This is a genomic window from Janthinobacterium lividum, from assembly GCF_011601275.1.
Lineage (GTDB): Bacteria > Pseudomonadota > Gammaproteobacteria > Burkholderiales > Burkholderiaceae_D > Janthinobacterium > Janthinobacterium lividum_E.
Genome location: NZ_JAAOLY010000006.1, coordinates 149,252 through 174,128 on the forward strand (window position 1 = coordinate 149,252; position 24,877 = coordinate 174,128).

Here is a 24,877-nt window from a genome sequence, read left to right on the forward strand (position 1 = left end):
CACACGGACCTTGATTTTGCGCGAAAATAAACGCTTCATTCAACCAGGAGATGCCATGACCTACCACGCCGCCGAGAACCGCTATGACAGCATGCAATACCGCACTTGCGGGCGCAGCGGGCTGAAACTGCCGCTGCTGTCGCTGGGACTGTGGCACAACTTTGGCGACAGCAACAACCTGGCTTCGCAGCGCGACATGCTGCGCACGGCATTTGACCTGGGCATCACGCATTTCGACCTGGCCAATAACTACGGCCCGCCGTATGGCAGCGCGGAAAGCAATTTCGGCAAGCTGCTGCGCGACGATTTCCTGCCCTACCGCGATGAGCTGATCATTTCCACCAAGGCGGGCTGGGACATGTGGCCGGGACCGTACGGCCAGGGCGGCGGGTCGCGCAAATACGTGCTGGCCAGCCTGGACCAAAGTCTGAAGCGCCTGGGCCTCGACTATGTCGACATCTTTTACTCGCATCGTTACGACGCCGACACGCCGCTGGAAGAAACCATGGGCGCGCTGGCCACCGCCGTGCAGCAGGGCAAGGCGCTGTACGTGGGCCTGTCGTCGTATTCGCCGCAAAAGACGGCCGAGGCGGCCGCCCTGTTGAAGGAATGGAAAGTACCGTGTCTGATCCACCAGCCGGCCTACAACATGCTCAACCGCTGGATCGAGGAAGATGGCTTGCTCGACACCCTGCAGCAGGAAGGCATGGGCTGCATCACGTTCACGGCGCTGGCGCAGGGGCTGCTCAGTGACAAGTACCTCGATGGCGTGCCGCAGGATGCGCGCGTCAACCGTCCCGGCGGCGGTTCGCTGACACAACAGCATCTGAGCGCGGAAAACCTGGCCCGCGTGCGCGCCCTGAACCAGATCGCCGCGCAGCGGGGGCAAACCCTGGCGCAGATGGCGCTGGCCTGGGTGCTGCGCGATCCCCGCGTCACGTCGACCCTGATCGGCGCGAGCAGCAGCGCGCAAATCCGCGAAAATGTGGCCGCGCTGCAGCAACTGTCGTTCACTGCCGATGAGCTGGCCGCCATCGACGTGCAGGCGCGCGAAGGCCATATCAATCTGTGGGAAGGTCCGTCGCGGGCCACCTGAGGATCGCACTGCGCTTGTGGCGGCGGCAGCCTGCAGGTAGACTGCCGCCGCCGTCCAACATCCACCACGAGGTTCCATGCAAGCCATCCCCGCCATCACCGTCTGCCTGCTGCTGTCATGTGCGGCCAACGCCCGCGCGGCCAATTATTGCGACTCGCCGCAATGGTCGATCGTGCATAACAAGAGCTACGACGAGGTGATGAAGATCGCCACGAAGCGCGACAAGATCCGCGACGCCGAATGCAGTTTTACCGATGTGATCCTGAGAATCCAGAACGAAGAGGCGGGCATCGAGCGCTATCCGGGCATCCTGCTCATCGCCGACCAGCAGGATGAAAACTTCGTCGTCACCAGCCGCGTCGGCGCCTACACCATCTTCAGCCACCGCTATAACGACAAGCATCTGTTGCAGTTTGCCATGAAGGATCACAGCTGGGCGGAAGGGGAAGAGTTCCAGGCCGGCGCCTACAAGATCACCGGTGTCAAGCAATTCAAGACCATCACGGGCTTCCCCACCACCTTGCTGGTGGTACAGACTTTCCAGTTTTACGGGCCTAAATAGGGCGGCAGCAGCGCGCATAGTTCTTGCGCCACTTGCCGGCGCCGTTCCGGCGTGGCGAAGACGCCCACTGACACATGGCGGGCAGCATCACACATATCGTTGATGTGTATCAATTGACGCGGCCCTTGCGGCACGGCGATGCGCGTGCGCCACGGGAAAAAGTGGTGGCGCCGACAGTGGCCGGCGCTGACCTGTTCGATGACCAGTTCGCCATCGCGCAGGGCGATATGTTCATAGTCGCGCGCGTGGCGCAGGTAATGCAGCAGAGCGGCGGCCACCAGGCCCAGTTCAAGGAACGAAAAAACGGGAATGTACCAGAGGCCGCGCAGCGCAAAAGCGGCGGCAATGACGAAGGAAAACAGGCATAGCAAGCCATAGGCGCGCAGCAACTGGCGCGCCGTCAAGGCACTGTGGCGCGCCAGCAGCCATTGCGGCTGCTCGCGCGAGTGATCGCGTGGCATGGCGCCTCCCGCACTCCATCACCGCGCCGGCCTCGTGGCCGCCGACAGGTTCGGCCAGATCGTTCAGCCAGCTTGCGCCGGCTCAGGCGCCCATGCGCACCAGCGCATGGCCCACGTGCTGCCACCAGTGGTCGCGCGACTTGACCTGTTTCAGGCAGGACGTGTCGATTTCCGTGGGAAACACGTGATCCTGGCACGCCTTCGTTTCCAGGGCATAGCGCTGGTTTTCCGCCGCAGCCAGGGCCACGACGAGCCAGAACGCCAGCGCCAGCAACATCACCAGCAAACTCCAGGCCAGGTGATTGGTATTACTTTTTTCGCCAAAAAACTCGCGCGGCCGCGTCTCGCGGTACATCGACATCAAGTCTTTTTCTTTCTCTTGCGACATCTGCGTTTGCATCCTCTGACATCCTATCCTGTGCAGGCCGGCTGGCCATGGCGGCGCGCGCGCCGCCTTGCCGCCATTTTACGCTGATGGCGACACAGCGGCGGCAATTTGCGGCCAGCCCATGGCATCAGGGTCGCGGCGCTGGCGTCCGCGAAGCGCCGGGCTCGCCATCACCCTCCTCTGCTGGCTGCGCGGGCGTCATGCTTTCCACATGATCGACGTCGATGTCGCCGCCGTCGGGCGCCGTATTGCGCGACTCCACGCCGGCCCGCTCGCCCGTGCCGGCCGCATCGCTGTCGTTATCGAGCTCTTCCGGGTCCTGGCCCGGCACGCCCTGCATGTCGCTGCCGCTGTCGGAACTGTCGCTGGGGCCCAGCGCGCCCTTGCCATGGCCGCTGCCCAGGACGCGGTCGGGGGTGACGGGCAAATTGTCCGGATCGAGTGAACTACCGCTCATGACTGCCTCCGTTAATAAAAAAACCAGCTTACTCCCCTGGCCCGGCCAGCGGCGCACGCCTGCACGGCATTTTCCTGCGGGCAAATGCGGCGACGCACAACTATTTTCACAAATTACTTCACAAATGTACTATTCATTGCTATAGTTAATTCAAGTAAGCATTTTCTCATCCAGAAACTGCCTCATCGGCGGCACGGCGCCCACCAGCGCCATGCCGCCGAACCGACCGGTACGTGGCGATCCGGCCCATCCACCCAGCCATCATGCACATTTTGGAGTCTTATCATGCAAGCCAAATCACTCATCGCAGCATTGTTTGCCATCACCACCGCCACCTCGGCTTTCGCCCAAAGCGCCGCGCCTGCCACCACGGGCCAGCAATTGTCGCGCGAACAAGTCACGGCCGAATACATCCGTGCCCGCAACGCCGGCGAAATCGCCACCAGCGAAGTCGACTACCCGAAAACGCCGGCCACCGCCGCCAGCCAGGTGACGCGCGAACAAGTCATGGCCGAGTTCTACGCCGCCCGCAAGGCTGGCCTGATCCCGCAAACGGAAGCGGACTTTGACGTCGCGCAAACGGCAAAACACGTCGTGCAATAAGAAACCAGTCAGCCGGTTTCAGTCAGTCAGTAACACACCTCAGTTGCGGCGCAGCACCCGGGCCACTCCCGGCGCTCACCGCGGCGAGCTGTCAGCATTGCCCCAACACCTTCTTCCGGAGTTCCTGCATGTCCCTGCACCGTCGTTTGCTTGCCGCCAGCCTGATCCTTGCCTTGAGCGCTTGCGCCGACATGGGCCATATCGCGCCGCAATCGGCCATGCTCGACGCCAATAAACTGCAGGCGAGCCAGGCCATGGATGCCGCCGCCAGCGCAGCGATCGCCTGGCCGCGCACGCAATGGTGGCAAGACTTGCACGACCCCCAATTGAACCGTTTGATGGACCAGGCCCTGGCCGACAGCCCCACCCTGCGCGGCGCCCAGGCGCGCGTGCGCCAGGCCGAGGCGCTGGCCGGCGCGTTTGAGGACAAGACCCGCCCGCAAGCGGACGCGGCCATCTCCATCAACCGCGAACTGTATTCGCAGCACGGCAGCACGCCGGCGCCGCTGGCCGGCAATTACGCGTGGCGCAACCAGGCCACCGTCACGGCCTCGTACGACCTGGACCTGTGGGGCCGCAACCGCGCCGCCCTGTCCGCCGCCTTGGGCGACGTGCAGATGGCCTCGGCCGAATCGCAGATGGCCCGCCTGGCGCTGGAAACGGCCCTGGTGCGCACCTACATCCAGCTGTCGTATGAATTCCAGCTGCAGGACGTGATCGAACGCAGCCTGGCGCAGCGCGCCCGCATCCTCGACATCACGCGCCAGCGCAAGGCGGCCGGCATCGGCACCGACATCGACGTGGCGCAAATCGAAACCACCTTGCCGGCCGGCCGGCGCCAGCTGGAACAGTCGGCCGAATCGCTGGCCCTGCTGCGCAACCAGCTGGCGGCCCTGTCGGGCAAGGGGCCAGCGGCCGGCGCGGCGCTCACGCGTCCCGTGCTGCGCCTGGACCAGCCGCTGGCCATCCCCGCCGCGCTGCCTGCCGACCTGATCGGCCGCCGCCCCGACATCGCCGCCCAGCGCTGGAGAGTGGAAGCGGCGGCGCAGCGCATCGACGCCGCCAAGGCCGAGTTCTACCCGAACGTCAACCTGGTGGCGTTCGCCGGTTTCCAGGCCTTCGGCTTCAGCCATTTTCTCGACGCCAACTCGCAGATCCGCGGCGCCTCGCCCGCGCTGAGCCTGCCCATCTTTGCCGGCGCCCGTTTGCGCGCCCAGCTGGGCAGCCAGACGGCCGTGTACGACGGCGCCGTGGAGCAGTACAACGCCACCGTCATCAACGCCATGTCGGACGTGGCCAATGCCGTCACCAAGGCGCAGTCGCTGGCCAGGCAACACGAGCTGACCGTGCAGGCGCTGGCCACGGCGCAGCGCGCGCGCGACCTGGCGGAAAAAGCGTACAAGGCGGGCATGAGCGACGCCATCGCCATGCTCAACACGCAAGTGGCGTTGCTGGCGGAAGAACAACAGCAGGCGCAAAATGGGGCACGCGAGCTCGATCTGTACGTTTCCTTGATGAATGCACTGGGAGGCGGCATATAAGCTTGCAATCCTGGCATTGCCCTAGCTCAACAAGATACAATCGGAACTTTATTCACACATGAAGGAATATGACATGACCGCTTTTGACGCCACCTCCAAGCGGCTGCAAAACATCCGCACGCGCATGCCAGGCTTCCCCATGGAACTGATGCGTTTATTGCGCATGACGTACCACATTCAAAAAGGCATGAAGGACCTGACCAACGCCGCGCTGAAAAAGCACGACCTGGTCGATGCCAGCTACATGGTGCTGGCCGTGCTGTACGGCACGGACGACGAAACGTCGAACGCCTGCACCCTGGGCATGGCCTGCCATGAAAAACCGGCCAACCTGACGCGCGTGTGCAACGACCTGGAAACGCGCGGCCTGATCCACCGCGGCACGCGCCCCGGCGACCGCCGCTCCGTGATGATCTCGCTGACCGACAAGGGCCGCGCGCTGATCGAAACGGCGCTGCCCGACGTGTACCAGGAAACCTCGGCCCTGTACGAAGGGTTTACGGAAGAAGAGCTGCAAGTACTCGACAAGCTGTACATGCGCCAGCTGCGCAATTTGAACAATCTCAACAACCAGAACTGATAGCCTATCGATGACGCCAGCCACAGCAACAACACCTATAGACGGCCCCCTGACCCGGGCGGCCCGCTGGCTGGCGCTGGCGCTGCAGGACTGGCGCGCGACGGAAGGCGAACGCTGGATCTACGTCGGCAAGACCCTGATCGCCGCGTTCTGCGCCCTGTGGCTGGCCTACCGCCTGGGCCTCGATTCGCCCAGCACGGCGATGACCACCACCATCATCCTGGCCCTGCCCAGCAGCGGCATGGTGCTGGAAAAAAGCTTTTACCGCCTGTGCGGCACCCTGCTGGGCTGCACGGCCGCGCTGACCCTGATCGGCCTGTTCCCGCAGCAGCCCGTGCTGCTGTTCGCGGGCCTGGCCTTGTGGGTGGGCCTGTGCACGAGCGGCTCGGCCCTGCACCGCAACGCCCAGTCGTATGTGTACGTGCTGGCCGGCTACACGGCTTGCATGATCGTCTTGCCCGCCATCGAGCAGCCGATGCAGGTATTTTCTCTGGCCGTCACGCGCGTGGCTGAAGTGAGCCTGGGCATCATCTGCTCGGCCGCCATCTCCAGCGTGCTGCTGCCGCGCCACCAGGGCACGCAGGTGATGCGCACGGTGCAGGCCCGCTACGGAAAATTCCTCACCTTTTGCCAGGACGTGCTGCAGCAAAAGCTCACGCCGGCGCAGGTGGAACTGACGCATTTGCAGTTTGCCGCCGACGTGGCGGCGCTGGAACTGGGCCGCTCGGCCGCCCTGTTTGAAGTGACCAGCAAAGTGGGCCACGTGCGCGCGCAAAACCGCAAGCTGCACGCCTTCAACGCCACCTTCATGACGGCGCTGACCACCTTCTATACCTTCCACCGCCTGTTCGACCGCCTGCAGCGCGACGGCGAGAACCAGGTCATGCAGGCCTGCGCGCCGTTGTACGCCATCGTCGCCGAAGCGCTGCAGGCGACGCCTTCGCAAGACTCGCTCGACACCATGCAGCGGCATCTGCAGACGGCGCTGGGCCAGGCCCGCGCGGAGATTGACAGTGCGCACATCGTGCATGCGCAGCGCATCGATTTCGACACCGTCTGCGAACTGCTCGAGCGCTTCGCGCGCGACATGAGCCGCTTTCACGAAGTGTATTTCAGCCTCGTGCACGACACGCCGCTGGACGTGAGCACGCCGCAGGCGTATGCGCCGAAGACGCCGCCCGCGCTGGTGCTTGCCAGCGGCGCGCGCGCCGGCATCAGCCTGGCCCTGCTGGCGCTGGGCGCCTACTTCCTCGCCTGGCCCTACGCCAGCACGGCGATGCTGATGGCGGCCGTGTTCTGCGCGCTGGCCTCATCCTCGCCGCGTCCCATCATGATGATCCGCCAGGTGCTGGCGGGCTTTCTGATCGCCATGCCCCTGTCGCTCGTCTGCGTGTACTTCGTGCTGGTGCACGGCGACGGCTTCCCCATGCTGGTGCTCAGTTTTGCGCCGTTTCTGGCCGTCGGCCTGTACCTGATGACGAATCCCGCCAAGCTGGGCGTGGGCCTGGGCGTATCGACCTTCATCACGCAGATGGCGCCGACGAATGTGATGCATGTCGACGGCGCCGCCTTTTTGAACACGGGCATGGCGCTGATCGTGGGACTGATGCTGGCCGCCCTGGTGTTTGCCGTGCTGCTGCCCGAGCACACGATGGGCCACAAGGACCATATCGGCCGCGCCCTGTGGCGCGAAGCGCTGCATGCGTGCACGGCGCCCGCCCGGCGCGTAAAACACCGTTTCGACAACCGCGTGCGCGACCTGCTCAGCCAGCTCAATGCGGCGGCCGGCCCGGCGCCGGGCGAGGCCACGCGCGCCGTCGTGCGCCAGGCCTTGACCCTGCTGGAAATCGGCCACTCGGTGATCGAACTGCGCGAACTGATCGCGACGGCCCGGCCAGGCGCCACGCCGCAAGCACTGCAGCAGTGCGTGGACCGCATCGCCGGCTGGCTGCGCACGCGCGGCGACGCGCCATTGCAGGCGGCGCTGGCAGCCACCCTGCAGGCAGGCGCCGTGGTGCGCGCCGCGCAAACCGAAGCGGGCATCACGCCGGAACGCGGCGCACGCCTGCAGACGGCGCTGGCCGACCTGCACTCGATCTACACCTCATTACTCGACCACATGGCGCCTGGCGCCGGAGACCACCATGCCGCGTGAATTCGCCCTGTTCGGAATTCTGATTCCTACCCTGCTGCCCCTGTTCCTCCTCAGCATAGCCCTGCAAACCCTGCTCGACCGCGTGCTGGGCTGGCTGGGCGTGTACCGCATGGTGTGGCACCCGTCGCTGGCGCGGCTGTGCATCTTCATCGCCATCTTCGGCGCGCTGGCTTTATCGCTTTACAAATAGCGCTACAAATAAAAAAACCGTTCAACCCGATCAAGGAAAGGCTGCCGACATGGTAAGCAAACTGACCCGCTATGCAATCACCCTGCTGCTATTGGCCGCAGCCCTGTGGATAGGCAAGACCGTCTGGGACCGCTACATGGAGTCGCCGTGGACGCGCGACGGCCGCATCAAGGCCGATATCGTCAACATCAGCGCCGACGTGGCCGGCACCGTCACGGACGTGCTGGTGCGCGACAACCAGGTCGTGCAAAAAGGCGACGTGCTGTTCGTCGTCGACAAGGAACGCTACACGAGCGCGCTGGCGCAGGCCGACGCCGTGCTGGCCGCGCAAAGGACGGAGCAGGGCCGCCGCGGCAAGGAAGCCCAGCGCCGTGCCAATCTTGACGCCAGCATCATCTCGACGGAAAGCCGCGAAAGCGCAGCCTTCGCCGCCACCTCGGCCACCTCGCAAGTGCAGGCCGCCGTGGCCGCCCGCGCGCTGGCGCAATTGAACCTGGAGCGCACCACCGTGCGCGCGCCCGTCAGCGGCTACGTGACGAACCTGAACGTGCACAAGGGCGACTTTGCCGCCGTCGGCGCGGCCAAGCTGGCCGTCATCGACAGCGCCTCGTACTATGTCGTCGGCTACTTCGAAGAGACCAAGCTGGGCATGCTGGCGCAGGACGACAAGGCGGAAATGAATCTGATGAGCGGCGGCACCCTGCACGGCCACATCGAGAGCATCGCGCGCGGCATCACCGACCGCGACGCCGCTACGGGCCGCGAACTGCTGGCCGACGTCAACCCCACCTTCAACTGGGTGCGCCTGGCGCAGCGCGTGCCCGTGCGCATCCACATCGACGAGCAGCCCAAGGGACAATTGCTGGTGGCCGGCACCACTTGCACCGTGGTGATCACGCCCCACTCTGCACCGGCGCCGAAACCAGCGGCCGCGCACCCCGCATGATACGCGGCGGTGCCGGACGCCTGGCGGAAATCGCCCTGTTCCTCGACGCCGCGGCGCTGGGCAGCTTTTCCGCGGCCGGCCGCAAGCACGGCCTGTCGCCGGCCGCCGCCAGCGCCGCCATCGCCCGCCTGGAAACCGCGCTGGGCGCCACCCTGTTCGAACGCACGACGCGTCAGCTGCGCCTGACGGAAGAAGGCCTGCACTACCGCCGCTACAGCGAACAGGCGCTGGACTTGCTGGCGCAGGCCGAAGACGGCTTGCATGCGGGTAGCGGCTCCGTGCGCGGCGTGGTGCGCATCTCGGCGCCATCGGACATCGGCCGCCAGTTGCTGCTGCCCATGCTCGACCGCTTTGCCGCGCTGCACCCACAGGTGCGCCATGCGCTGACCCTGACGGACGCCACGGCCAACCTGGTGCAGGACGACGTCGACCTGGCCATCCGCTACGGCGAGTTGCCCGACAGCGACATGGTGGCGCGCCTGCTGCACCCGGGCCGGCGCGTCGTGTGCGTGGCGCCCGCGCTGGCCGCCAGGGTCGGCTTGCCGGCCACGCCGCGCGACCTGGCGTCGCTGCCCACCCTCGTGCTCACGGCCGGCGACGGCGCGCCGCAGGAATGGCGCTACCGCGAAAGCGGCAAGCGCCACAGCTTGCGCCTGCAGGGGGACTGGCACAGCAACGACGGCGAAATCATCCGCCGCTGGGCCGTGGCCGGCCACGGCTATGCCTATAAGTCCCTGCTCGACATCGACGGCGACCTGCGCGCGGGGCGCTTGCAGACGGTGCTCGACGAATATTTTTCCGATAGCGTGCCACTGAACCTGCTGTACCGGCGCAGCCGCTTCCAGCCGCCGCGCGTCACTCTGCTGGTCGACTTCCTGCTGCAGCAGTTTTCCGCGCTGCCGGCGCAGCCCTAGCGGACCGCCCTCACGGCGCCAGCACGCCCAGCTGGCGCAGCAGGGTCAGATTGTCTTCCAGGTGCCAGTTGTCACTGATGCGCCCCTGCCCATTCACGCGGTACAGGTCGAACGCATGGAAATCGATGGCTTGGCCTTGCCCCAGCAAGGGACCCTGCGGCGTGGGGAAGACGCCCGTGAAGCGGCCCGTGAAATGCAGGCGCAGGGTGACCCGGTCGCCGGCCACCAGCATCTCCTCGATGGTTACCTTCAAATCCGGCACGGCGGCATGGAACACTTGCGACGCCTGCAGCGGGCCGGCCAGTCCCTGCGGGCGGCCGGCGGGCAAGGTGCGGTCGGTGAAGTCGTCGGCCAGCGCCAGCCGCGCCATGGCCGAATCTCCGCTTTGCCAGAACGCGGCATAGCGGCGCGCGGCCAGCGCCGTTTTATCTGTGGCGGTGGCGCCGGACAGTTGGACCGGCATGGGCAAATCCATGGCGGCATGGGCTGGCGCGGCGGCCAACAGCGACAGGGCGAGGATGGCGGGGACAAAAGCGGGCATAGTAGTTCCAAATGAGTTGATCGGCATGCACATGACACACCGCCATTCTGGACTCGCTTGCCCCGCTTGATAATTGGCCCCGCGCTTGAATCAGTTACTTGCAGCAGTTGAAGATCAGCGCCCGCCCGCCACGTCCAGTATGCTGCCCGTCACATAGCTGGCGCCCGGTCCCAGCAGGTACACAATGGCGTCGGCGATTTCTTCCGGCTGGCCGCCCCGCTGCATCGGCACGCCGGGCGCCAGGCGTGCCACCCTGCCCGGTTCGCCGCCAGACGCGTGGATGTCCGTATAGATGATGCCGGGCCGTACGCCGTTGACGCGGATGCCCTCGGCCGCCACTTCCTTCGCCAGGCCCAAGGTCATGGTATCGACGGCGCCTTTCGAGGCCGCGTAATCGATGTATTCGTCCGGAGAGCCGAGGCGGGCCGCCGCCGACGAGACATTCACGATGCGCCCGCCCTGCCCGCCATGGGCCGTCGACATGCGCCGCACGGCTTGCTGGCAGCACAGGAAATAACTGATCACGTTGGTGCGCAGCACGCGTTCCAGGCGCTGCACGGACATGTCGACGAGCCTGCATTTCTGCTCCAGCACGCCCACATTGTTGACCAGCGCCGTCACGGTTCCCAGGCGCGCATCGACTTCCGCAAACAGGCGCGCCACGTCCGCTTCATCGCTGGCGTCGGCCTGCACGGCGATCGCCTCGCCGCCGTCGGCCACGATGCGCGCACACAGCGCGTCGGCCGCCTGCGCATCGCGCACATAGTTGATGCACACGGCATAGCCCTGGCGCGCCGCCAGCAGCGCCGTCGCCGCGCCGATGCCGCGGCTGCTGCCCGTAATCAAGATCACTTCCTTCATCGTTCCTCCTGAATAGTTGTGGCTTCATCATACGCGGACGAAAAAAAACCCGCGCGCGGCGGGTTTTTCGTACTGACACATTCAATTTCGGAAATGCGTCATGGCGTAAGTCAGATGCTGCCACCAGTGTTCGCGCGACCGCACGGACGCCAGGCATTTCGCATCGACCTCGTTCTTGAACGCGGGGTCCACGCAAGCCTTGCTGACCAGCGCATTGCGCTGGTTTTCCACGTTGACGATGGCAATCGCCAGCCACGCCACGAGGGCTAAGGCCAGTACGCACAAAGTCCAGGGTAGCTGTTTCATGGCTTCTCCGCTTACTTCTTCGCTGGCGCGGGAGCGCGCTCTTTCAGCACGCGCGCCACCAGTTCATCCATCACGCGCAGGGTTGCCGTCTGGGTTTGCGGCTCGGACTGGCCAGGGCGCGACAGCTGCGCCGGCGACGTCACGAAGCGGCCGTCGATGACGATGGTCGGCGCGCTGTCGATCTTGCTGGCGGTGATCAGCTGCTCGTTGCGTTTCAGCTTGGTCTGCACGCCGAACGAATTGAACATGTCCAGGTATTTCGCCTTGTCGATGCCGTTCTTGACCAGCAGGTCGAGGATGGCGTCATCGCGGTTCAGGCGGTTGCGCTCGACGTGGATGGCGCGGAAGATCTTGTCGTGGAACTGGTCCAGCTGGCCCATCGCTTCCAGGGTGGCATAAGCGTGCGCCTGAGAGTCTTTCGGGCCGGTGGCAGCCAGATGGACGCGGCGGAAGGCGATCTTGTCGCCCTGCTTCTTGACCCAGTCGTGCATCAGCGGATCGAGCGCGTAGCAATGCGGGCACGAATACATGAAGTACTCGACCACTTCCACCTTCTTGCCCGTGTCCGTACGCACTGGCGTCGTGAGCGTGGTAAAGCCGGTATCGGCCGCCATGGCGCCGCCGGTGGCCGCCACCAGAGTGACGGCGGCAAGCAGGGGACGCAAGAAACGCAGAAAACGCATATAAATCCTTCATCATAAGTGGTCGTGAACGGGGCGAGATTACCACTTTTTGCGCCGGGCGATGTCGCCATGTCGGAAAAAATCGCTTTTACGCGCTCCGTTTGCGCCCGATTAAGCCGCATTTAAGCCCCGCTGCGCCCCTGCCTCAGAAATGGTAGCGCGCCGACACGCGCAGCTGGCGCGCATCGTTGAGGTAAATGCTGGAACGGCAGCCCGGCGCATCGCCGTAATGGCGGCGGTTGGCCAGGTTGCTGCCGGCCAATTCCAGCTCCCAGGCGCCCAGCTTGCGCGCATAGCGTCCGTCCACGGTGGCAAACGCAGGCACTTGCGCCAGGCAGCTGTTGGCGAAATCGGGGCCATAGCGTAGGGCGCGCAGCCATTGCACGCCGACGTCGGCACTGGCGCCGCCCTGCCCCGCCCAGTACAGGCGCAGGCTGGCCAGGGTCTTCGGCACGAGGGCGATGTCCGGGCCGTCGTAGGCGTAATCGTCATAGCGCGCATGCACTTGCCGCAACTGAGCGTCAAGGCGCCAGTCGCGCGCCAGCGCCATGCTGGCTTCGATGGCGACGCCGTCGCGACGCGAGGGGTCGAGGTTGCCCGCAAAGCCCAGCTGTCCCAGGTTCTGGTCGAAGACGATCTGGTTGCTCAGGCGCTCGCTGAAGACGCGCACGGAAGCGCTGCGCGCCGCGTCGCCGAAGGTGGCGCCCACTTCCATGTCGCGCCGCAGCTGTCCCGCCAGCGGGCGGTAGCCGGCGCGGGTATAACCATCGTCATCGATGCGGTAGCTGCGCGCGGCCTTGGCGTACACGCTCAGTTGCGGGCGCAATTGCAGGCTGCCCTGCAAGTCCCAGGCATTCTGGTTTTCCCAGTCGCTGCCGCCGGCGGGCATGTCGGCCGGATCGAGCTGGAACTGTTCATGCCGCAACCCCAGCAGCAGGCGCGGCGCATACGGGCCGCCGAAGGCCAGCTCTTCGCGCAGCAGCAGCGCGCGCGAATACTGGCGGCGCTGCGCATCACCATCGCGGCCCGAGCGCCGCTGCCACTGCATCAGGTCCAGGCCCACTTCCGTATCCGTGCCCACGCCGCCCACCTTGCCGTAATGGCGCAAGCGTGGCGCCAGCTGCCGGCGGCGGCTGCTGTACGTCGACTCGCTGCTGCCGTCCTCGCCCGCATAGTGGGCCGTGGCGCGCTTTTCCCGCTGAGACAGTTCCACGCCCAGCTCGAAACTGCCCACATAGCGCTGCACGAAGGCGCTGGCGCGCCGCACCTCATAGCGGTACAGGTCTTCCGGGCGGGCCGCCAGCAAGGCCAGGAACGGCGCCTCGGGCGCGGGATAGCGGGTGTCCTGCTTCAGCTGGTCGGCGCTGAAGCCGAAGCGGCCCTGGCGCAGCTTCCATTCCGCGCCGCCGTTGAAGCCGCGCTGGTGAAACACGCTGCCGTCGCGGTAATTGCCATTGCGCAGGCCGTCGAAGGCCACGTCGAGCACCATGCCGCCCTGGTCGCGCGACAGGGCGCCGCGCGCGCTGTGCTGGCCGCCCTGCGCCAGTTCGGCGGACAAGTCGCCATGCGTGACGCCGGCCGCAGCGCCATCCACGCCAGCCACGCCATCCTGCGCGCACGCCGGCATGGCCAGGACGCACAGCAGCAAGGTGCGCGCGGCGATGGTCAGGGCGGAAAGGGCAGGCATCATGGCGGAAAGCTGGGTGCGCTACCGGGGCGCGCACGCACGGTAACAGGAAGGATGGCAAAAGCGAATCATTATACGCACGGCGCACGGCGCCGCAAGCAATGGGCAAGTGGCCGGCATGGCGCATCGGCGTCTGGCCGGCGGCCCTCAGCTTCCAAGGCGCGCCTCGTCGGCCAGGAAGTCGATGAAGGTGCGCACTTTCGACGACAGGTAGCGGCGGCTCGTGTAGACGGCGTAGACACTGCCGCCCGCCAGCTTGAAATCGTCGAAGAGGCGCACCAGGCGCCCGGCCGCCAGGTCCGCATCCGTTTGCCACGATGGCAGCAGGGCGATGCCCATGCCGTCGAGCGCGGCCGCGTGCAGCAGGCTTTCGTTATTGCATTGCAGCACGGGCGTAAACTTCACCGTTTCGCGTCCCTGCGGCCCATCGAAGGCCAGCTCATTGCCGTTCGCCAACAAGGAATAGCTGATCATGGCGTGCTGCGTGAGGTCTTGCGGCAGCTGCGGCCGGCCCGCGCGCGCCAGGTAGGCGGGCGCGGCCACCAGATGAAAGGCGATGCTGCCGATGGGCCGCGCGATCAGGGCCGGCGATGGCGCCTGGCTCACGCGCAGGGCCAGGTCGAAGCCCTCTTCCACCAGGTTGACGACTCTGCCGCTCAAGTCGATGTCGAACGTCACTTCCGGGAAGCGCTCACGGTAGGCCACCAGGGTGCGCGTAAAGATGGCGTTGGCGAACCAGACGGGAGCGCTCAGGCGCAGCATGCCACGCGGCACCACCGTCGTGCGGCCGACCGTTGCTTCCACCTCGTCGAGGTTGTCGAGCATGTCGCGGCACTGTTCAAAATATACCTTGCCGATTTCCGTCAGGCTCAGGTGGCGGCTGCTGCGGTTCAGCAGACGCGCGCCCAGGTGGCGTTCCAAGTGCATCACGTGCTTGCTGACCATGGCCGGCGACAGGTCGAGGCGCTCGCTGGCGCGCACGAAACTGTCCTGTTCCACCACGGCGCGAAACACGCGCATGCTGCGCAAGGTATCCATACCCATCCAATCATCAACAAATTGGAAATGATATATCAATAACTGCGATCTTGATCAACTGACTGGGCATGACTATCATCGATAGCATCAGCCATTCCACTGCGGAGCCGCCATGCAAGAGCACACCTTCCCTACCTACTTCCTGTCGCACGGCGGCGGCCCTTGGCCGTTCATGAAAGACCAGTTCGGCGGCCGCTACGACGTGCTCGAAGCGTCGTTGCAGGATATCCCGCGCCAGATCGGCGCGCGCCCGAAAGCCGTACTCGTCGTCACGGCGCACTGGGAAGGACCGCAATTTCTCGTCTCGGCCAGCCCCCGGCCGGGCATGATCTACGACTATTCGGGCTTTCCGCCGCACACCTATCAAATCCAGTACCCGGCGCCCGGCGCGCCCGAGCTGGCGGCGCAGGTAAAACAGTTGCTCGACGCTGCCGGCCACCCGGCGCGCCTCGACCATGAACGGGGTTTCGACCACGGCACCTTCAGCGCCCTGTTCCCCATCTATCCGCAGGCGGACGTGCCGCTGGTGCAGCTGTCGCTGAAACACGGCTACGACCCGCTCACCCACGTCGAAGTGGGCCGCGCGCTGGCCAGCCTGCGCCGGCAAGGTGTGCTGATCGTCGGCAGCGGCCTTAGTTACCATAACCTGCGCCAGTTCGGCCAGGCGGGCGCCGTCGCCTCGCACCAGTTCGACGCCTGGCTGCGCCAGACGATGACCTTGCCGCCGGAACAAAGATTGGAGCAATTGCTGGCCTGGGACAGGGCACCGGGCGCGCGCCAGGCCCATCCGCAGGAAGACCATCTGCTGCCGCTGATGGTGGCGCTCGGCGCGGCCGAGCAGGAAGCGGCGCAGGTCGTGTATCACGAGGAGGATTTCTTCGGGGCGCTGGCGGTGACGAGTTTCCGGTTTGGAACGACTGGCGGAAATTAGCAACGAGCCGGGGTCAGACCCTCAACACCGCTAACGGCCGGTTCAGCGCCAACGTCACCGGGGGGTCTGACCCCAGAATTTTAAAAAGCCGCTAACTAGCGGCTTTTTTTAGTTAAGTCCCGCGCTTGCCCCGCGCCGCATTCTTCGCTTTTTCAGCAGCGATCTCGGCCGCCTTGGCCGCTTTTTCCGCCATCTCGGCCGCGTGCTGGGCCATCAGGGCCGCGCGCGTGTCCGGCGTTTCCAGCGAGATGCGTCCCAGGATGCCACTGCGGTAGTCGAGCAGCAGGGTGTGCGACGCCTTCTCGAAATCGTAGTCGCCGCCCTTGATGCGGAAGCCGCGCTTGGCGGCGATGCCCTCGACCACGCCGATGGCGTCGACTTCACCGATCTTGGTGCCGTAGCGGGTTGCCAGCAAGTCCGGGTAGCGCTTGAGCAATTCCTCGGCCAGGAACACGGCCACTTCCTCTTCGATCAGCGCGTTCGAGCCGATGGCGTGGCTGGCGGCCAGCATCAGGCCGTCGCTGGGGATGGCGATCTTCGGCCACAGCATGCCGGGCGTATCGACGAGGATGGTGTTCTTGTCCAGGTACAGCTTTTGCTGCATTTTCGTCACGGCCGGCTCGTCGCCCACCTTGGCCACGCGCTTTTTCAGCAGCGCGTTCATCAGGGTCGACTTGCCCACGTTGGGGATGCCCATGATCATGATGCGCAGCGGCTTCGTCGGCACGCCGCGGTGCGGCGCCAGCGACTTGGCCAGGTCCGGAATGCGCGCCACGTCGCCTGGCTTCTTGGTCGTCATCGCATACGCGGTCACGCCTTCCTGGGCATTGAAGTACGCCACCCAGGCGGCGGTCGCGGCAGGGTCGGCCAGGTCAGTCTTGTTGAGGATTTTCAGGCAAGGGCGCTGGCGGAACAGGCGCAGCTCGTCCACCATGGGATTGCAGCTGGCTGCCGGCAGGCGCGCGTCCACCACTTCAATCACCAGATCGGTGTTTTCCATGGTTTCGGCCGCTTTCTTGCGGGCCGCGTTCATGTGTCCTGGGTACCATTGTATCGCCATGCTCTTGCTTTCAAAATCGTTCAGTCAATCCGCTATTTTACGTGGTTGCCGCCACGACGTCCCATTTTCCGCCGCCAGCGCCAGCCGTGCGACGCGAACGAGACAATTGGTGATAATTTAGCAGTTACATGAATGATAAGATCCGCAGTCCGTCCAGCCTGGGCGGATTCTCCATTGCAAGCTCAACCTGGCACGCATTCCATGCATCTTCCCCGTTTCCTCCTCCTCGCCCCCTTTTGCGCCTGCCTGCTACCCGCCATGGCCCAGGAACAAGCGGCGGTGCCGGGCGACGCAGTGCACCAGGAAATGCAACAGATTGTCGATGTGCAAGGCACGCGCGATCCCGACCTGCGCCCCTACCGCACCATGCTCAAGGGACTCGACGCGTATGCCGACCATCAGCGCCTGGCACCGGGCGCGCCGCTGCGCTTCATGCTGATCCCCGCCACGCCGAAGGCCAGGCTCGATGGCGTGACCCTGCACCTGTCGGCCGACAACCTGTCTATCCCCGTGCCGCTGGCGGCGGACGGCGGTTTCACCTTGACGCGCGACAAGACCGCCTTCGATGCAAATGCCGACCTGGTCAGCAACAAGAAGCGCGATACCCTGCGCTGGCGCGCCGACATCCACACGCCGGGCCTGCCCCAGAACGTGCGCCGCCTGGGCGACTTGCGCCTGGAATGCGAAATCCGCTGGGCCGTCGAGCAGGATGACTTGCCGTTTGTGCGGCGCAACCTGTTCCGCCTGGCGGGCGGGCCATGCCACTCGTCGCTGATCCACGTGCCGTATCCCGTGTTCCGCAAGCTGCTTGCCGTGCAGGCGCGCTCGGGCGAGCGCACGCTGGACATCCGCATCACGGAAGACCGCCAGCGCTACGTGCCGCCGCTGCATGACGCGAGCTGGGACGACAATACCCTGCTGACCCTCACGTATGCCGACGACGGCAACATGGCGCAAGCCGTCCCCGCAGCGCCCATGAAGGCGGCGCTGCGCCAGTGATACGTGCCCGAAAAGCCAGGTCAAGTATTTCCATAGAGATTTTTTTATTTACTGAGAGTAATAAAAAAGTGTGCTCTAATATCGCCTCTTAAATGAAAAGCAATTATTTTCCAGGCTGGCTCCCGCCAGATGCAGGGAGATAGGCGATGGGGATAGCTCGATATGATGATGATGATGGAACACACTGGCAAGGCGCCCAAGCGCGTGCCGCGCAATGACTGGAAGAAGGAATGCCGGCAATTGCAGGGGCAAGTGGCGCAGCTGGAAGAGCGCCTGAAACGCCAGAGCGCCGACAGCTATGGCTTGCAAATGCTGTATGACCAACTGGTCAATGAAATCAAGCACCACCGCGACATGTTGCAGCTCGACAGTTTTGATGCGGATAAATCATCGCTCGTCTACACGCAGGCCTGGCGCCGCTTCATGGCCGGCGAGGCGCTCGACTACCAGACGCACCGCCACACGAATTCCAGCAGCCGCCCTACCCTGCTTTAGTCAGAGTTCCGCCAGCGCCTTCACGTGCGCCGCCACGCTGCGGCCCAGCGACGACAGGTTGTAGCCCCCTTCGAGGCAGCTGACGATGCGGCCTTTGCCATACTGATTGGCCACGGCCATCATCTGCTGCGTCATCCACGTGTAGTCGGCCTCCACCAGGCCCATGCCGCCCACGTCGTCTTCGCGGTGGGCGTCGAAACCGGCGGAAATGAAAATCATCTGCGGCTGCTGGCGGTGCAGCGCGGGCAGCCAGTGGTCGAGCACCAGCTGGCGCACGGCGTCGCCCTTCGAGCGGGCAGGTACGGGCACGTTGACGCGCGTGTCGGTGTACGATTCCACGTCGCTGTACGGATAGAACGGGTGCTGGAAAAAACTCACCATCAGGATGCGCGGATCGTGCGCCACGGACTCGGCCGTGCCATTGCCATGGTGCACGTCGAAATCGACGATGGCGACGCGCTCCAGGCCGCGCACGTCGAGCGCATGCTTGGCGGCGATGGCGACATTATTGAACAGGCAAAAACCCATCGGTTCGCTGGGCCGCGCATGGTGGCCGGGCGGACGGATCGCGCAGAAGGCATTGCTGATCTCGCCATCGATGACGGCGTCCGTGGCTGCCACGGCCGAGCCGGCGGCGGCCAGCGCCGCGTCATAGCTGTGCGCGTTGAGCAAGGTGTCGCCGTCGAGCGGATAGTAGTCGCCCTCTTGCGGCACATTGTCGCGCACCAGGCCGATGGCCGTGGCGCTGTGGTTGCGCTCGATATCGGACAATTGCGCGCGCACGCCGTCGCGGTGTTCGACCAGGTCGCTGATGTGCGCGAGGATCAATTGATCATTGATGGCCTGCAAGCGGGCCGGCGATTCAGGGTGCCAGTCGCCCATTTCATGGCGCTGGCAATCGGGATGGGTATAAATGGCTGTGCTCATGCGCTGTACTGGTTACCTCTGTCTCTGTCCATTCTCCGGGAACACTGCATGGCATTCCTGTTCGCCCTGCGCGTTCTCGCATAAAATCACTGGCCGGTCTGTGCCGCTACCGCACTAATCTACCACGTGCACGGCACGGGCGGGCGGCACGGCTTGACCTGGCCAAAGCGATTGTAAATTAAATAATCCGACTTACTGTGATAGAAATAGCATGTTTTCGAAAATACACCAGGCCGCACAGCAGATCGGCGAAGTTCTCGTCGGCAAACACTTGCAGATCCGCCAGACCCTCGCCTGCGTGCTGGCCGGCGGCCACCTGCTGATCGAAGACGTGCCCGGCGTGGGCAAGACCACCCTGGCCCATGCGCTGGCCATCTCGCTGGGCCTGCAATGGAAGCGCCAGCAATTTACCAGCGACCTGCTGCCCGCCGACGTGGCCGGCATGAGCGTGTATGACCGGGGCAGTGGCAGCTTCGTGTTTCACCCCGGTCCCCTGTTCACGCAAGTGCTGCTGGCCGACGAGATCAACCGCGCCACGCCGAAGACGCAGTCGGGCTTGCTCGAAGCGATGGAAGAGCGGCAAGTGACGCTCGATGGCGTCACGCACGCGCTGCCGCAGCCGTTTTTCGTCATCGCCACGCAGAACTGCGCGCACCAGCTGGGCACCTTCCCCCTGCCCGAATCGCAGCTCGACCGTTTTCTCATGTGCGTGACCCTCGGCTACCCCGATGCAGCCGCCGAACGGGCGCTGCTGCTGGGCGCCGACCGCCGCGCCATGCTGCACACCTTGCCGGCCGTCATGAATGGAGAAGAATTGCTGCAGGCGCAAGCGGGCCTGCGCGCCATCCACGCCTCGGCCACCGTCGTCGACTACGTGCTGGCCCTCGTGCATGCCACGCGCGCGCCGGGCGTGTTTGCCGATGGCCTGAGCCCGCGCGCCGCGCTGGCCCTGCTGCAGGCGGCGCGCGCCTGGGCCGCCCTGGAAGGCCGCGACCACGTCACGCCCGACGATGTGCAAGCCGTGCTGCTGCCCGTCTGCGCCCACCGCCTGCATGCGGCGCAAGGGTCCACGGACAGCCGCGCGCTGCTGCAGCACATGCTCTTGAGTATTCCCGTCTGACAGCCGTGCGCCTGCGCGACATCCAATGGCTGCCGGCGCGCCCCTGGCTGGGCGCGCAGCGCGTGCACGTCCGTCCCTCGGGCGCGGGCCTGGCGTTTGGGGCGCTGCTGCTGGCGCTGTGGATCGCCGCCGTCAATTACCGCCTGGGCCTGGGCTATGCGCTCACGTATTTCGCGGCCGCCTGCGCCATCGCCGACATGCTGTTTGCCAGCCGCAACCTGGCAGGCCTGGCCCTGGCCGCCACGCCGGGCAAGCCCGTGTTCGCGGGCAGCCAGGCCACGTTCACCTTGCGCTTGATTAACCGCAGCGCCCGCCCGCGCCATGCGCTCCACGTGGCCATCAGCGGTTCGGCGGCAGCGCCCAGCCTGGCCGACATCGCCGCCCACGGGGAAACGGCCGTTAACATCGTCGTGGCCGCGCCGCAGCGGGGATGGCTCATTGTCCCGGCCGCGCGCCTGTCCGGCAGTTTCCCTCTGGGCCTGTTCCTTGCCTGGTGCCACTGGCAACCCGACGCAAGCGTGCTCGTGTATCCGCAGCCCGAACACAATGCGCCGCCGCTGCCCTTGCCTGCCGGCATGCTACAGCCGGCACAGCAGGCACGGCAGCCAGACTCACCCGATGGCGCTCTGGAGCTGGCCGGCGTACGCGCCTACCAGCCAGGCGATCCCCTGCACCGCCTAGCCTGGCGCCAGATCGCCCGCCACGATGGCGAGCATGTATTCAGCAAGCAATTCCAGCCTGCCGCCGACTCTCCCGCAGGCGCAACCCATGGCAGCATCGTGTTCGAGCATGCGGCCCTGCACGCGCTGGCGCCGGAAGCGCGCTTGTCGCGCCTGGCCGCCTGGGTACTGCAGGCGGAACGCGCGGGCATGCCGTACGGCATGCGCCTGGGCGCGCTGACTCTGGCGCCAGCCCTGGGTGCCAGCCACCGCGACGCCTGTTTGCGCGCACTGGCCCTGCACGGTTCGCCGCACGATTTTCCGCCAGCGCAGGCGACGCCATGAAAGCCTGGCCGAGCAATTTGCCGCGTGACAAGGCCGACATTGTGCTGCTGTTGCTGGCCGCCGCCATGGTGCTGGCGCCGCACGCGCTGCACCTGCCCCCGTGGCTGTCAGCCGCCGCTGCCGCGCTCCTGCTGTGGCGCGCCGTCATTACCGTGCGGGGCCGGCGCCAGCCTCAGCTGATCCTGCTAGCGCCGCTGGCCTTGCTCGGCATCGCCGGCGTCTACGCCAGCTATGGCACCGTGTTGGGACGCGATCCGGGCGTGGCCATGCTAGCCCTGCTGCTGGCCTTGAAGTCGCTGGAAATGCATGGCCGGCGCGACATCTTCGTCTTCGTCTTCCTCAGTTTTTTCCTCCTGCTGGCGAACTTCTTTCATACGCAAGGCATCCTCAGCGCCGCCTGGATGCTGGCCACCGTCATCGTCCTGCTGGCCGCCCTGCTGTCGGCCCAGTACGGCGCCGTGCAGCCCCGCCTGGCGCAAAGACTGGGCTTGCTGGGACGCATGCTGGCGCTGGCCATCCCCCTGTCGGCCGTGCTGTTTCTTGCCGTGCCGCGCGTCGACGGTCCCCTGTGGGGCACGGCAACAGAAGGCACACAAGCGCGCACGGGCTTGTCCGACAGCATGCAACCGGGCGCCATCGCCTCGCTGGCCCTGTCAAGCGAACCCGTCTTCACGGCCCGTTTCAGCACACCGCTCCCGCCGCAAGAACAGCTGTACTGGCGCGGCGTGGTGCTGGGCGACTTCGACGGCGCCACCTGGACGCGCCGGGGCGCGAAGGGCCGCGCGCCTGCCAGTGACAGCCGCATAGATATCGCGCTGGAAGGCCAGCCCAGCCACTACGAAGTCAGCTTGCAAGCGAGCGGCCAGCGGCGCATCTTCGCGCTCGACGTGCCGCGCAGCATAGAACGCTTGCCCGGCAATCCGTATGTCGTGTCGTCCGCGCTGGAAGTGCTGACCATACAGCCCATTACTTCGACCGTGCGTTACCGCGTCAGTTCCCAGTCCCGCTACCGGCTGCAGGCAAGCTTGTCGCCAGAACAGCGGCAGCCATGGCTGGCCTTGCCCGCTGGCAGCAACCCGCGCAGCGTGGCCTGGGCCCGCGCCCTGCGCGGCCATGGCGCGCAGGCGCTGGCGCCGGCCGACGCCATCGCCGCCGTGCTTGAGCACTTCCGCCACGCGCCGTTCCGCTACACCCTGCAGCCCCCGTTGCTGGGCAAGCAGGGCGTCGACGACTTCCTGTTCACCACGCAAGCGGGTTTTTGCGAACATTACGCGGGCAGCTTTGTCGTGCTGATGCGCGCCATGGGCATACCCGCGCGCGTCGTCACCGGTTACCAGGGCGGCTTGCGCAACGGTACGGACAACAGCTTGACGGTGCGCCAGTCCGACGCCCATGCCTGGAGCGAAGTGTGGCTGGCGGGCCGGGGCTGGGTGCGCGTCGATCCCACCAGCGCCGTTGCGCCCCTGCGCACGCAGCGCAACCTCGACGCCGCCCTGCCGCCGGCCCCGTCGCCGCTGACGGCGTGGCGCGCCCTGGCCGGCCTCGATGGCGGCGCGCAAGGGGCGGTTGCCGCTTGGCGCCAGCAATGGCAGCAGGCCGAGCACGCCTGGAGCAGCTGGGTACTCGACGCCACGCCGCAGCGCCAGCGCGCCATGCTCGACGGCTTGAAAAACGTGCCAGCGACAAAGCTGGCAATCGCTTGCGCCGTGCTGGCCCTGCTGTCGGGCGTGGCCGGTGGACTTGTCTGGTGGCGGCAAGCGCGGCGAGGCGATCCGCTCGACCGCCTGTACGCGCGGTTTTGCCAGCTACAGGCGCGGCGCGGCTACAGCCGTGCGCCGCACGAAGGCCCGCACGGTTATGCTGCCCGGTTGGCCGCAGGCAAGGCCACACAAGAGGCGCACGCCGCCATCGCACAGTTTCTGGCAATCTATGCCGCGATGAAGTATGGTAATGCCAACCCAGATGAACAATTCCGCGCGCGGCGCAGCTTGCGCCGCCTGTTAACCCAATGCCGATGAGACGCTCCTTGTTACCGATCAAATACCCCGCCCTGTCCCTGCTCCTCTCCCTCCCCCTGTGCCTGGCCACGGCGCACGCTGGCGAAAACAGCAACATTTCCGCTGCCGACCGCGCCCGTGCCGTGCGCGCGGCCAAGGCGCCTCCCGCCAAGACAGCAGCAAAAAAAGCACCGGCGAAATTCGACTTCGAAGGCGAATTTGTCGACTATGCCAACTGGAAAGAAGTACGCGCCTTCCTCGATGACATGTCTGCCAAACACGGCTTTGACCGCGCCGAGCTCGACACCCTGATCGGCAAGGTGCGCTATGTCGAATCGACCGTGCAACTGATGAAGCCGGCGCCACCGGGCAAGCCGAAGAACTGGCAAGCGTACAGCTCCCGCTTCATCGAGCCGGTGCGCATCAATGCGGGCGTGAAATTCTGGGATGAGAATGCGGAAGCGCTGGCGCGCGCCGAACGCGAATATGGCGTGCCGGCCGAGATCATCGTCGGCATCATCGGCGTGGAAACCGTGTACGGACGCAACACAGGCCGCTTCCGCGTGCTCGACGCGCTGACGACTCTGGCGTTTTCCTATCCGGAAAGCCCGACCCGCGCCGCGCGCATGGAGTTTTTCAAGGGAGAACTGGAAAACGCGCTGTTGTATGCACGCAAGGATGGCATCGATCCCTTGACCCTTCTCGGCTCGTATGCGGGCGCCATCGGCCTGCCCCAGTTCATGCCCAGCAGCATCATGAAATATGCGGTGGACTTCGATGGCGATAGTCACATCGACCTGCGCAATTCCACGGCCGACGCCATCGGCAGCGTCGCGCATTTCCTCGTCGAGCACGGCTGGCGGCGCGATGACCCGGCCGTCAGCACCTACCCCGTCACCGTGTCGGCCAGCCGCACGTGGGAAAAATTCATCGGCCAGGGCTTGCAAGCCAAGTACCGGCTGGCGGAATTGCAGGAAGCCGGCGTCAGTGCCGCGCCATCCACGCCCCAGAACATATTGTTCGGCCTGATCGACTTGCAAAATGGTTCAGAAGCAACTGAGTATCACTTGGCAACCAATAACTTCTTTGCTATAACTCAGTACAACAGAAGTTATTTTTATGCCATGTCAGTGCTTGACTTGGGCAAGGCCATCAGTCAAGTGCGCGCACGCTAACCGAAAGTCAGTGTAAAGTTATAATATTACTTGTAAGAAAGCGTAAGCGATATTGAATCGACCAGCAAACAGGTCTATGGTAGGGCCGATAACATGTGCCAGCCTCGCTCGCCAGCCTTTGTGCGGCACGGAATGCAGTAATGGTTTTATACTTAACTTT

Annotated in this window: 27 protein-coding genes; 16 read left to right on the forward strand and 11 right to left on the reverse strand. The window is 65.2% G+C overall.

Annotation, left to right across the window (positions count from 1 at the left end; genetic code table 11):
- Nucleotides 1-55 precede the first annotated feature (55 nt).
- On the forward strand, nucleotides 56-1,096 hold the full coding sequence (mgrA, locus tag GYK42_RS11295; RefSeq protein WP_072454448.1) for an L-glyceraldehyde 3-phosphate reductase: 1,041 nt from the start codon (nucleotides 56-58) through the stop codon (nucleotides 1,094-1,096).
- Between the two features lie 76 nt (nucleotides 1,097-1,172).
- Nucleotides 1,173-1,658 (forward strand): hypothetical protein, encoded by a 486-nt coding sequence (locus GYK42_RS11300; protein WP_166447591.1) that lies wholly within the window; start codon nucleotides 1,173-1,175, stop codon nucleotides 1,656-1,658.
- Here the strand turns inward: GYK42_RS11300 and GYK42_RS11305 are convergent.
- The 3 genes from GYK42_RS11305 to GYK42_RS11315 form a co-directional block, all read right to left on the reverse strand.
- Entirely contained in the window at nucleotides 1,643-2,119 is a 477-nt protein-coding gene (locus tag GYK42_RS11305) for a DUF2244 domain-containing protein (RefSeq protein WP_166447592.1), read from the reverse strand. The genes GYK42_RS11300 and GYK42_RS11305 overlap by 16 nt on opposite strands.
- 82 nt (nucleotides 2,120-2,201) lie before the next feature.
- A complete protein-coding gene (locus GYK42_RS11310; protein WP_046682651.1) occupies nucleotides 2,202-2,519 on the reverse strand; it encodes a hypothetical protein in 318 nt (105 codons plus the stop codon).
- 115 nt (nucleotides 2,520-2,634) lie between these two features.
- Complete coding sequence (locus GYK42_RS11315; protein ID WP_166447593.1) at nucleotides 2,635-2,964, reverse strand: hypothetical protein; 330 nt, start codon at nucleotides 2,962-2,964, stop codon at nucleotides 2,635-2,637.
- A gap of 285 nt (nucleotides 2,965-3,249) precedes the next feature.
- On the opposite strand from GYK42_RS11315, the gene GYK42_RS11320 reads away from it, so the two are divergent.
- The 7 genes from GYK42_RS11320 (at nucleotide 3,250) to GYK42_RS11350 (ending at nucleotide 9,893) form a co-directional block, all read left to right on the forward strand.
- Entirely contained in the window at nucleotides 3,250-3,567 is a 318-nt protein-coding gene (locus tag GYK42_RS11320) for a DUF4148 domain-containing protein (protein ID WP_046682653.1), read from the forward strand.
- Nucleotides 3,568-3,695: 128 nt separating this feature from the next.
- Complete coding sequence (locus GYK42_RS11325) at nucleotides 3,696-5,108, forward strand: efflux transporter outer membrane subunit (RefSeq protein ID WP_166447594.1); 1,413 nt, start codon at nucleotides 3,696-3,698, stop codon at nucleotides 5,106-5,108.
- A 73-nt stretch (nucleotides 5,109-5,181) separates the two neighbouring features.
- Nucleotides 5,182-5,688, forward strand: coding sequence for a MarR family winged helix-turn-helix transcriptional regulator (locus GYK42_RS11330; protein WP_046682655.1), 507 nt, complete (start codon nucleotides 5,182-5,184; stop codon nucleotides 5,686-5,688).
- A 10-nt stretch (nucleotides 5,689-5,698) separates the two neighbouring features.
- Nucleotides 5,699-7,843: an FUSC family protein gene (locus GYK42_RS11335; RefSeq protein ID WP_240943557.1), complete on the forward strand. Its 2,145-nt coding sequence runs from the start codon at nucleotides 5,699-5,701 to the stop codon at nucleotides 7,841-7,843.
- Nucleotides 7,833-8,033, forward strand: coding sequence for a DUF1656 domain-containing protein (locus GYK42_RS11340; protein WP_034751763.1), 201 nt, complete (start codon nucleotides 7,833-7,835; stop codon nucleotides 8,031-8,033). Before GYK42_RS11335 ends, GYK42_RS11340 begins: the two co-directional genes overlap by 11 nt.
- A gap of 49 nt (nucleotides 8,034-8,082) precedes the next feature.
- Nucleotides 8,083-8,979 carry an efflux RND transporter periplasmic adaptor subunit gene (locus GYK42_RS11345; protein ID WP_166447595.1) on the forward strand — a complete coding sequence of 299 codons (897 nt, stop codon included), beginning with the start codon at nucleotides 8,083-8,085 and terminating at the stop codon, nucleotides 8,977-8,979.
- Nucleotides 8,976-9,893, forward strand: coding sequence for a LysR substrate-binding domain-containing protein (locus tag GYK42_RS11350; protein WP_166447596.1), 918 nt, complete (start codon nucleotides 8,976-8,978; stop codon nucleotides 9,891-9,893). The genes GYK42_RS11345 and GYK42_RS11350 overlap by 4 nt, the downstream gene beginning before the upstream one ends.
- A 10-nt stretch (nucleotides 9,894-9,903) precedes the next feature.
- On the opposite strand, the gene GYK42_RS11355 is transcribed toward GYK42_RS11350, so the two are convergent.
- From GYK42_RS11355 to GYK42_RS11380, 6 genes are all read right to left on the reverse strand, one after another.
- Nucleotides 9,904-10,434, reverse strand: coding sequence for an ester cyclase (locus tag GYK42_RS11355; protein ID WP_431190168.1), 531 nt, complete (start codon nucleotides 10,432-10,434; stop codon nucleotides 9,904-9,906).
- A 114-nt stretch (nucleotides 10,435-10,548) separates the two neighbouring features.
- Nucleotides 10,549-11,295, reverse strand: a complete 747-nt coding sequence (locus GYK42_RS11360; RefSeq protein ID WP_166447598.1) for an SDR family oxidoreductase — start codon at nucleotides 11,293-11,295, stop codon at nucleotides 10,549-10,551.
- A gap of 81 nt (nucleotides 11,296-11,376) precedes the next feature.
- Entirely contained in the window at nucleotides 11,377-11,601 is a 225-nt protein-coding gene (locus tag GYK42_RS11365; protein WP_166447599.1) for a hypothetical protein, read from the reverse strand.
- A gap of 11 nt (nucleotides 11,602-11,612) precedes the next feature.
- On the reverse strand, nucleotides 11,613-12,284 hold the full coding sequence (locus tag GYK42_RS11370; protein ID WP_166447600.1) for a thiol:disulfide interchange protein DsbA/DsbL: 672 nt from the start codon (nucleotides 12,282-12,284) through the stop codon (nucleotides 11,613-11,615).
- Between the two features lie 145 nt (nucleotides 12,285-12,429).
- Nucleotides 12,430-13,974 carry a TonB-dependent receptor domain-containing protein gene (locus GYK42_RS11375; protein WP_166447601.1) on the reverse strand — a complete coding sequence of 515 codons (1,545 nt, stop codon included), beginning with the start codon at nucleotides 13,972-13,974 and terminating at the stop codon, nucleotides 12,430-12,432.
- Nucleotides 13,975-14,118: 144 nt separating this feature from the next.
- Complete coding sequence (locus GYK42_RS11380) at nucleotides 14,119-15,009, reverse strand: LysR family transcriptional regulator (RefSeq protein ID WP_166447602.1); 891 nt, start codon at nucleotides 15,007-15,009, stop codon at nucleotides 14,119-14,121.
- A gap of 112 nt (nucleotides 15,010-15,121) precedes the next feature.
- Between GYK42_RS11380 and GYK42_RS11385 the strand changes: the two genes are divergently transcribed.
- Complete coding sequence (locus tag GYK42_RS11385; RefSeq protein ID WP_166447603.1) at nucleotides 15,122-15,940, forward strand: DODA-type extradiol aromatic ring-opening family dioxygenase; 819 nt, start codon at nucleotides 15,122-15,124, stop codon at nucleotides 15,938-15,940.
- A gap of 112 nt (nucleotides 15,941-16,052) precedes the next feature.
- Here GYK42_RS11385 and ylqF read toward each other — a convergent pair whose 3' ends face one another.
- The gene (gene ylqF / locus GYK42_RS11390) at nucleotides 16,053-17,000 is read right to left on the reverse strand and encodes a ribosome biogenesis GTPase YlqF (RefSeq protein WP_071650173.1); all 948 of its coding nucleotides are present in this window, start codon (nucleotides 16,998-17,000) and stop codon (nucleotides 16,053-16,055) included.
- A 201-nt stretch (nucleotides 17,001-17,201) separates the two neighbouring features.
- Between ylqF and GYK42_RS11395 the strand changes: the two genes are divergently transcribed.
- Both GYK42_RS11395 and GYK42_RS11400 read left to right on the forward strand, forming a co-directional pair.
- Nucleotides 17,202-17,999, forward strand: coding sequence for a hypothetical protein (locus GYK42_RS11395; RefSeq protein WP_166447604.1), 798 nt, complete (start codon nucleotides 17,202-17,204; stop codon nucleotides 17,997-17,999).
- A 162-nt stretch (nucleotides 18,000-18,161) separates the two neighbouring features.
- Nucleotides 18,162-18,494, forward strand: coding sequence for a hypothetical protein (locus GYK42_RS11400; protein WP_166447605.1), 333 nt, complete (start codon nucleotides 18,162-18,164; stop codon nucleotides 18,492-18,494).
- Here the strand turns inward: GYK42_RS11400 and GYK42_RS11405 are convergent, their stop codons facing one another.
- Entirely contained in the window at nucleotides 18,495-19,421 is a 927-nt protein-coding gene (locus tag GYK42_RS11405) for a histone deacetylase family protein (RefSeq protein WP_046682665.1), read from the reverse strand.
- 211 nt (nucleotides 19,422-19,632) lie between these two features.
- Between GYK42_RS11405 and GYK42_RS11410 the strand changes: the two genes are divergently transcribed.
- From GYK42_RS11410 to mltB, 4 genes are read left to right on the forward strand one after another with little or no spacing between them, the layout of a single operon-like run.
- The gene (locus tag GYK42_RS11410) at nucleotides 19,633-20,541 is read left to right on the forward strand and encodes an AAA family ATPase (RefSeq protein ID WP_166447606.1); all 909 of its coding nucleotides are present in this window, start codon (nucleotides 19,633-19,635) and stop codon (nucleotides 20,539-20,541) included.
- A gap of 5 nt (nucleotides 20,542-20,546) precedes the next feature.
- Nucleotides 20,547-21,545 carry a DUF58 domain-containing protein gene (locus tag GYK42_RS11415; RefSeq protein WP_166447607.1) on the forward strand — a complete coding sequence of 333 codons (999 nt, stop codon included), beginning with the start codon at nucleotides 20,547-20,549 and terminating at the stop codon, nucleotides 21,543-21,545.
- Nucleotides 21,542-23,563: a transglutaminase TgpA family protein gene (locus tag GYK42_RS11420; RefSeq protein ID WP_166447608.1), complete on the forward strand. Its 2,022-nt coding sequence runs from the start codon at nucleotides 21,542-21,544 to the stop codon at nucleotides 23,561-23,563. Before GYK42_RS11415 ends, GYK42_RS11420 begins: the two co-directional genes overlap by 4 nt.
- Nucleotides 23,554-24,717 (forward strand): lytic murein transglycosylase B, encoded by a 1,164-nt coding sequence (mltB, locus tag GYK42_RS11425; protein WP_431190169.1) that lies wholly within the window; start codon nucleotides 23,554-23,556, stop codon nucleotides 24,715-24,717. The genes GYK42_RS11420 and mltB overlap by 10 nt, the downstream gene beginning before the upstream one ends.
- Nucleotides 24,718-24,877: the final 160 nt, after the last annotated feature.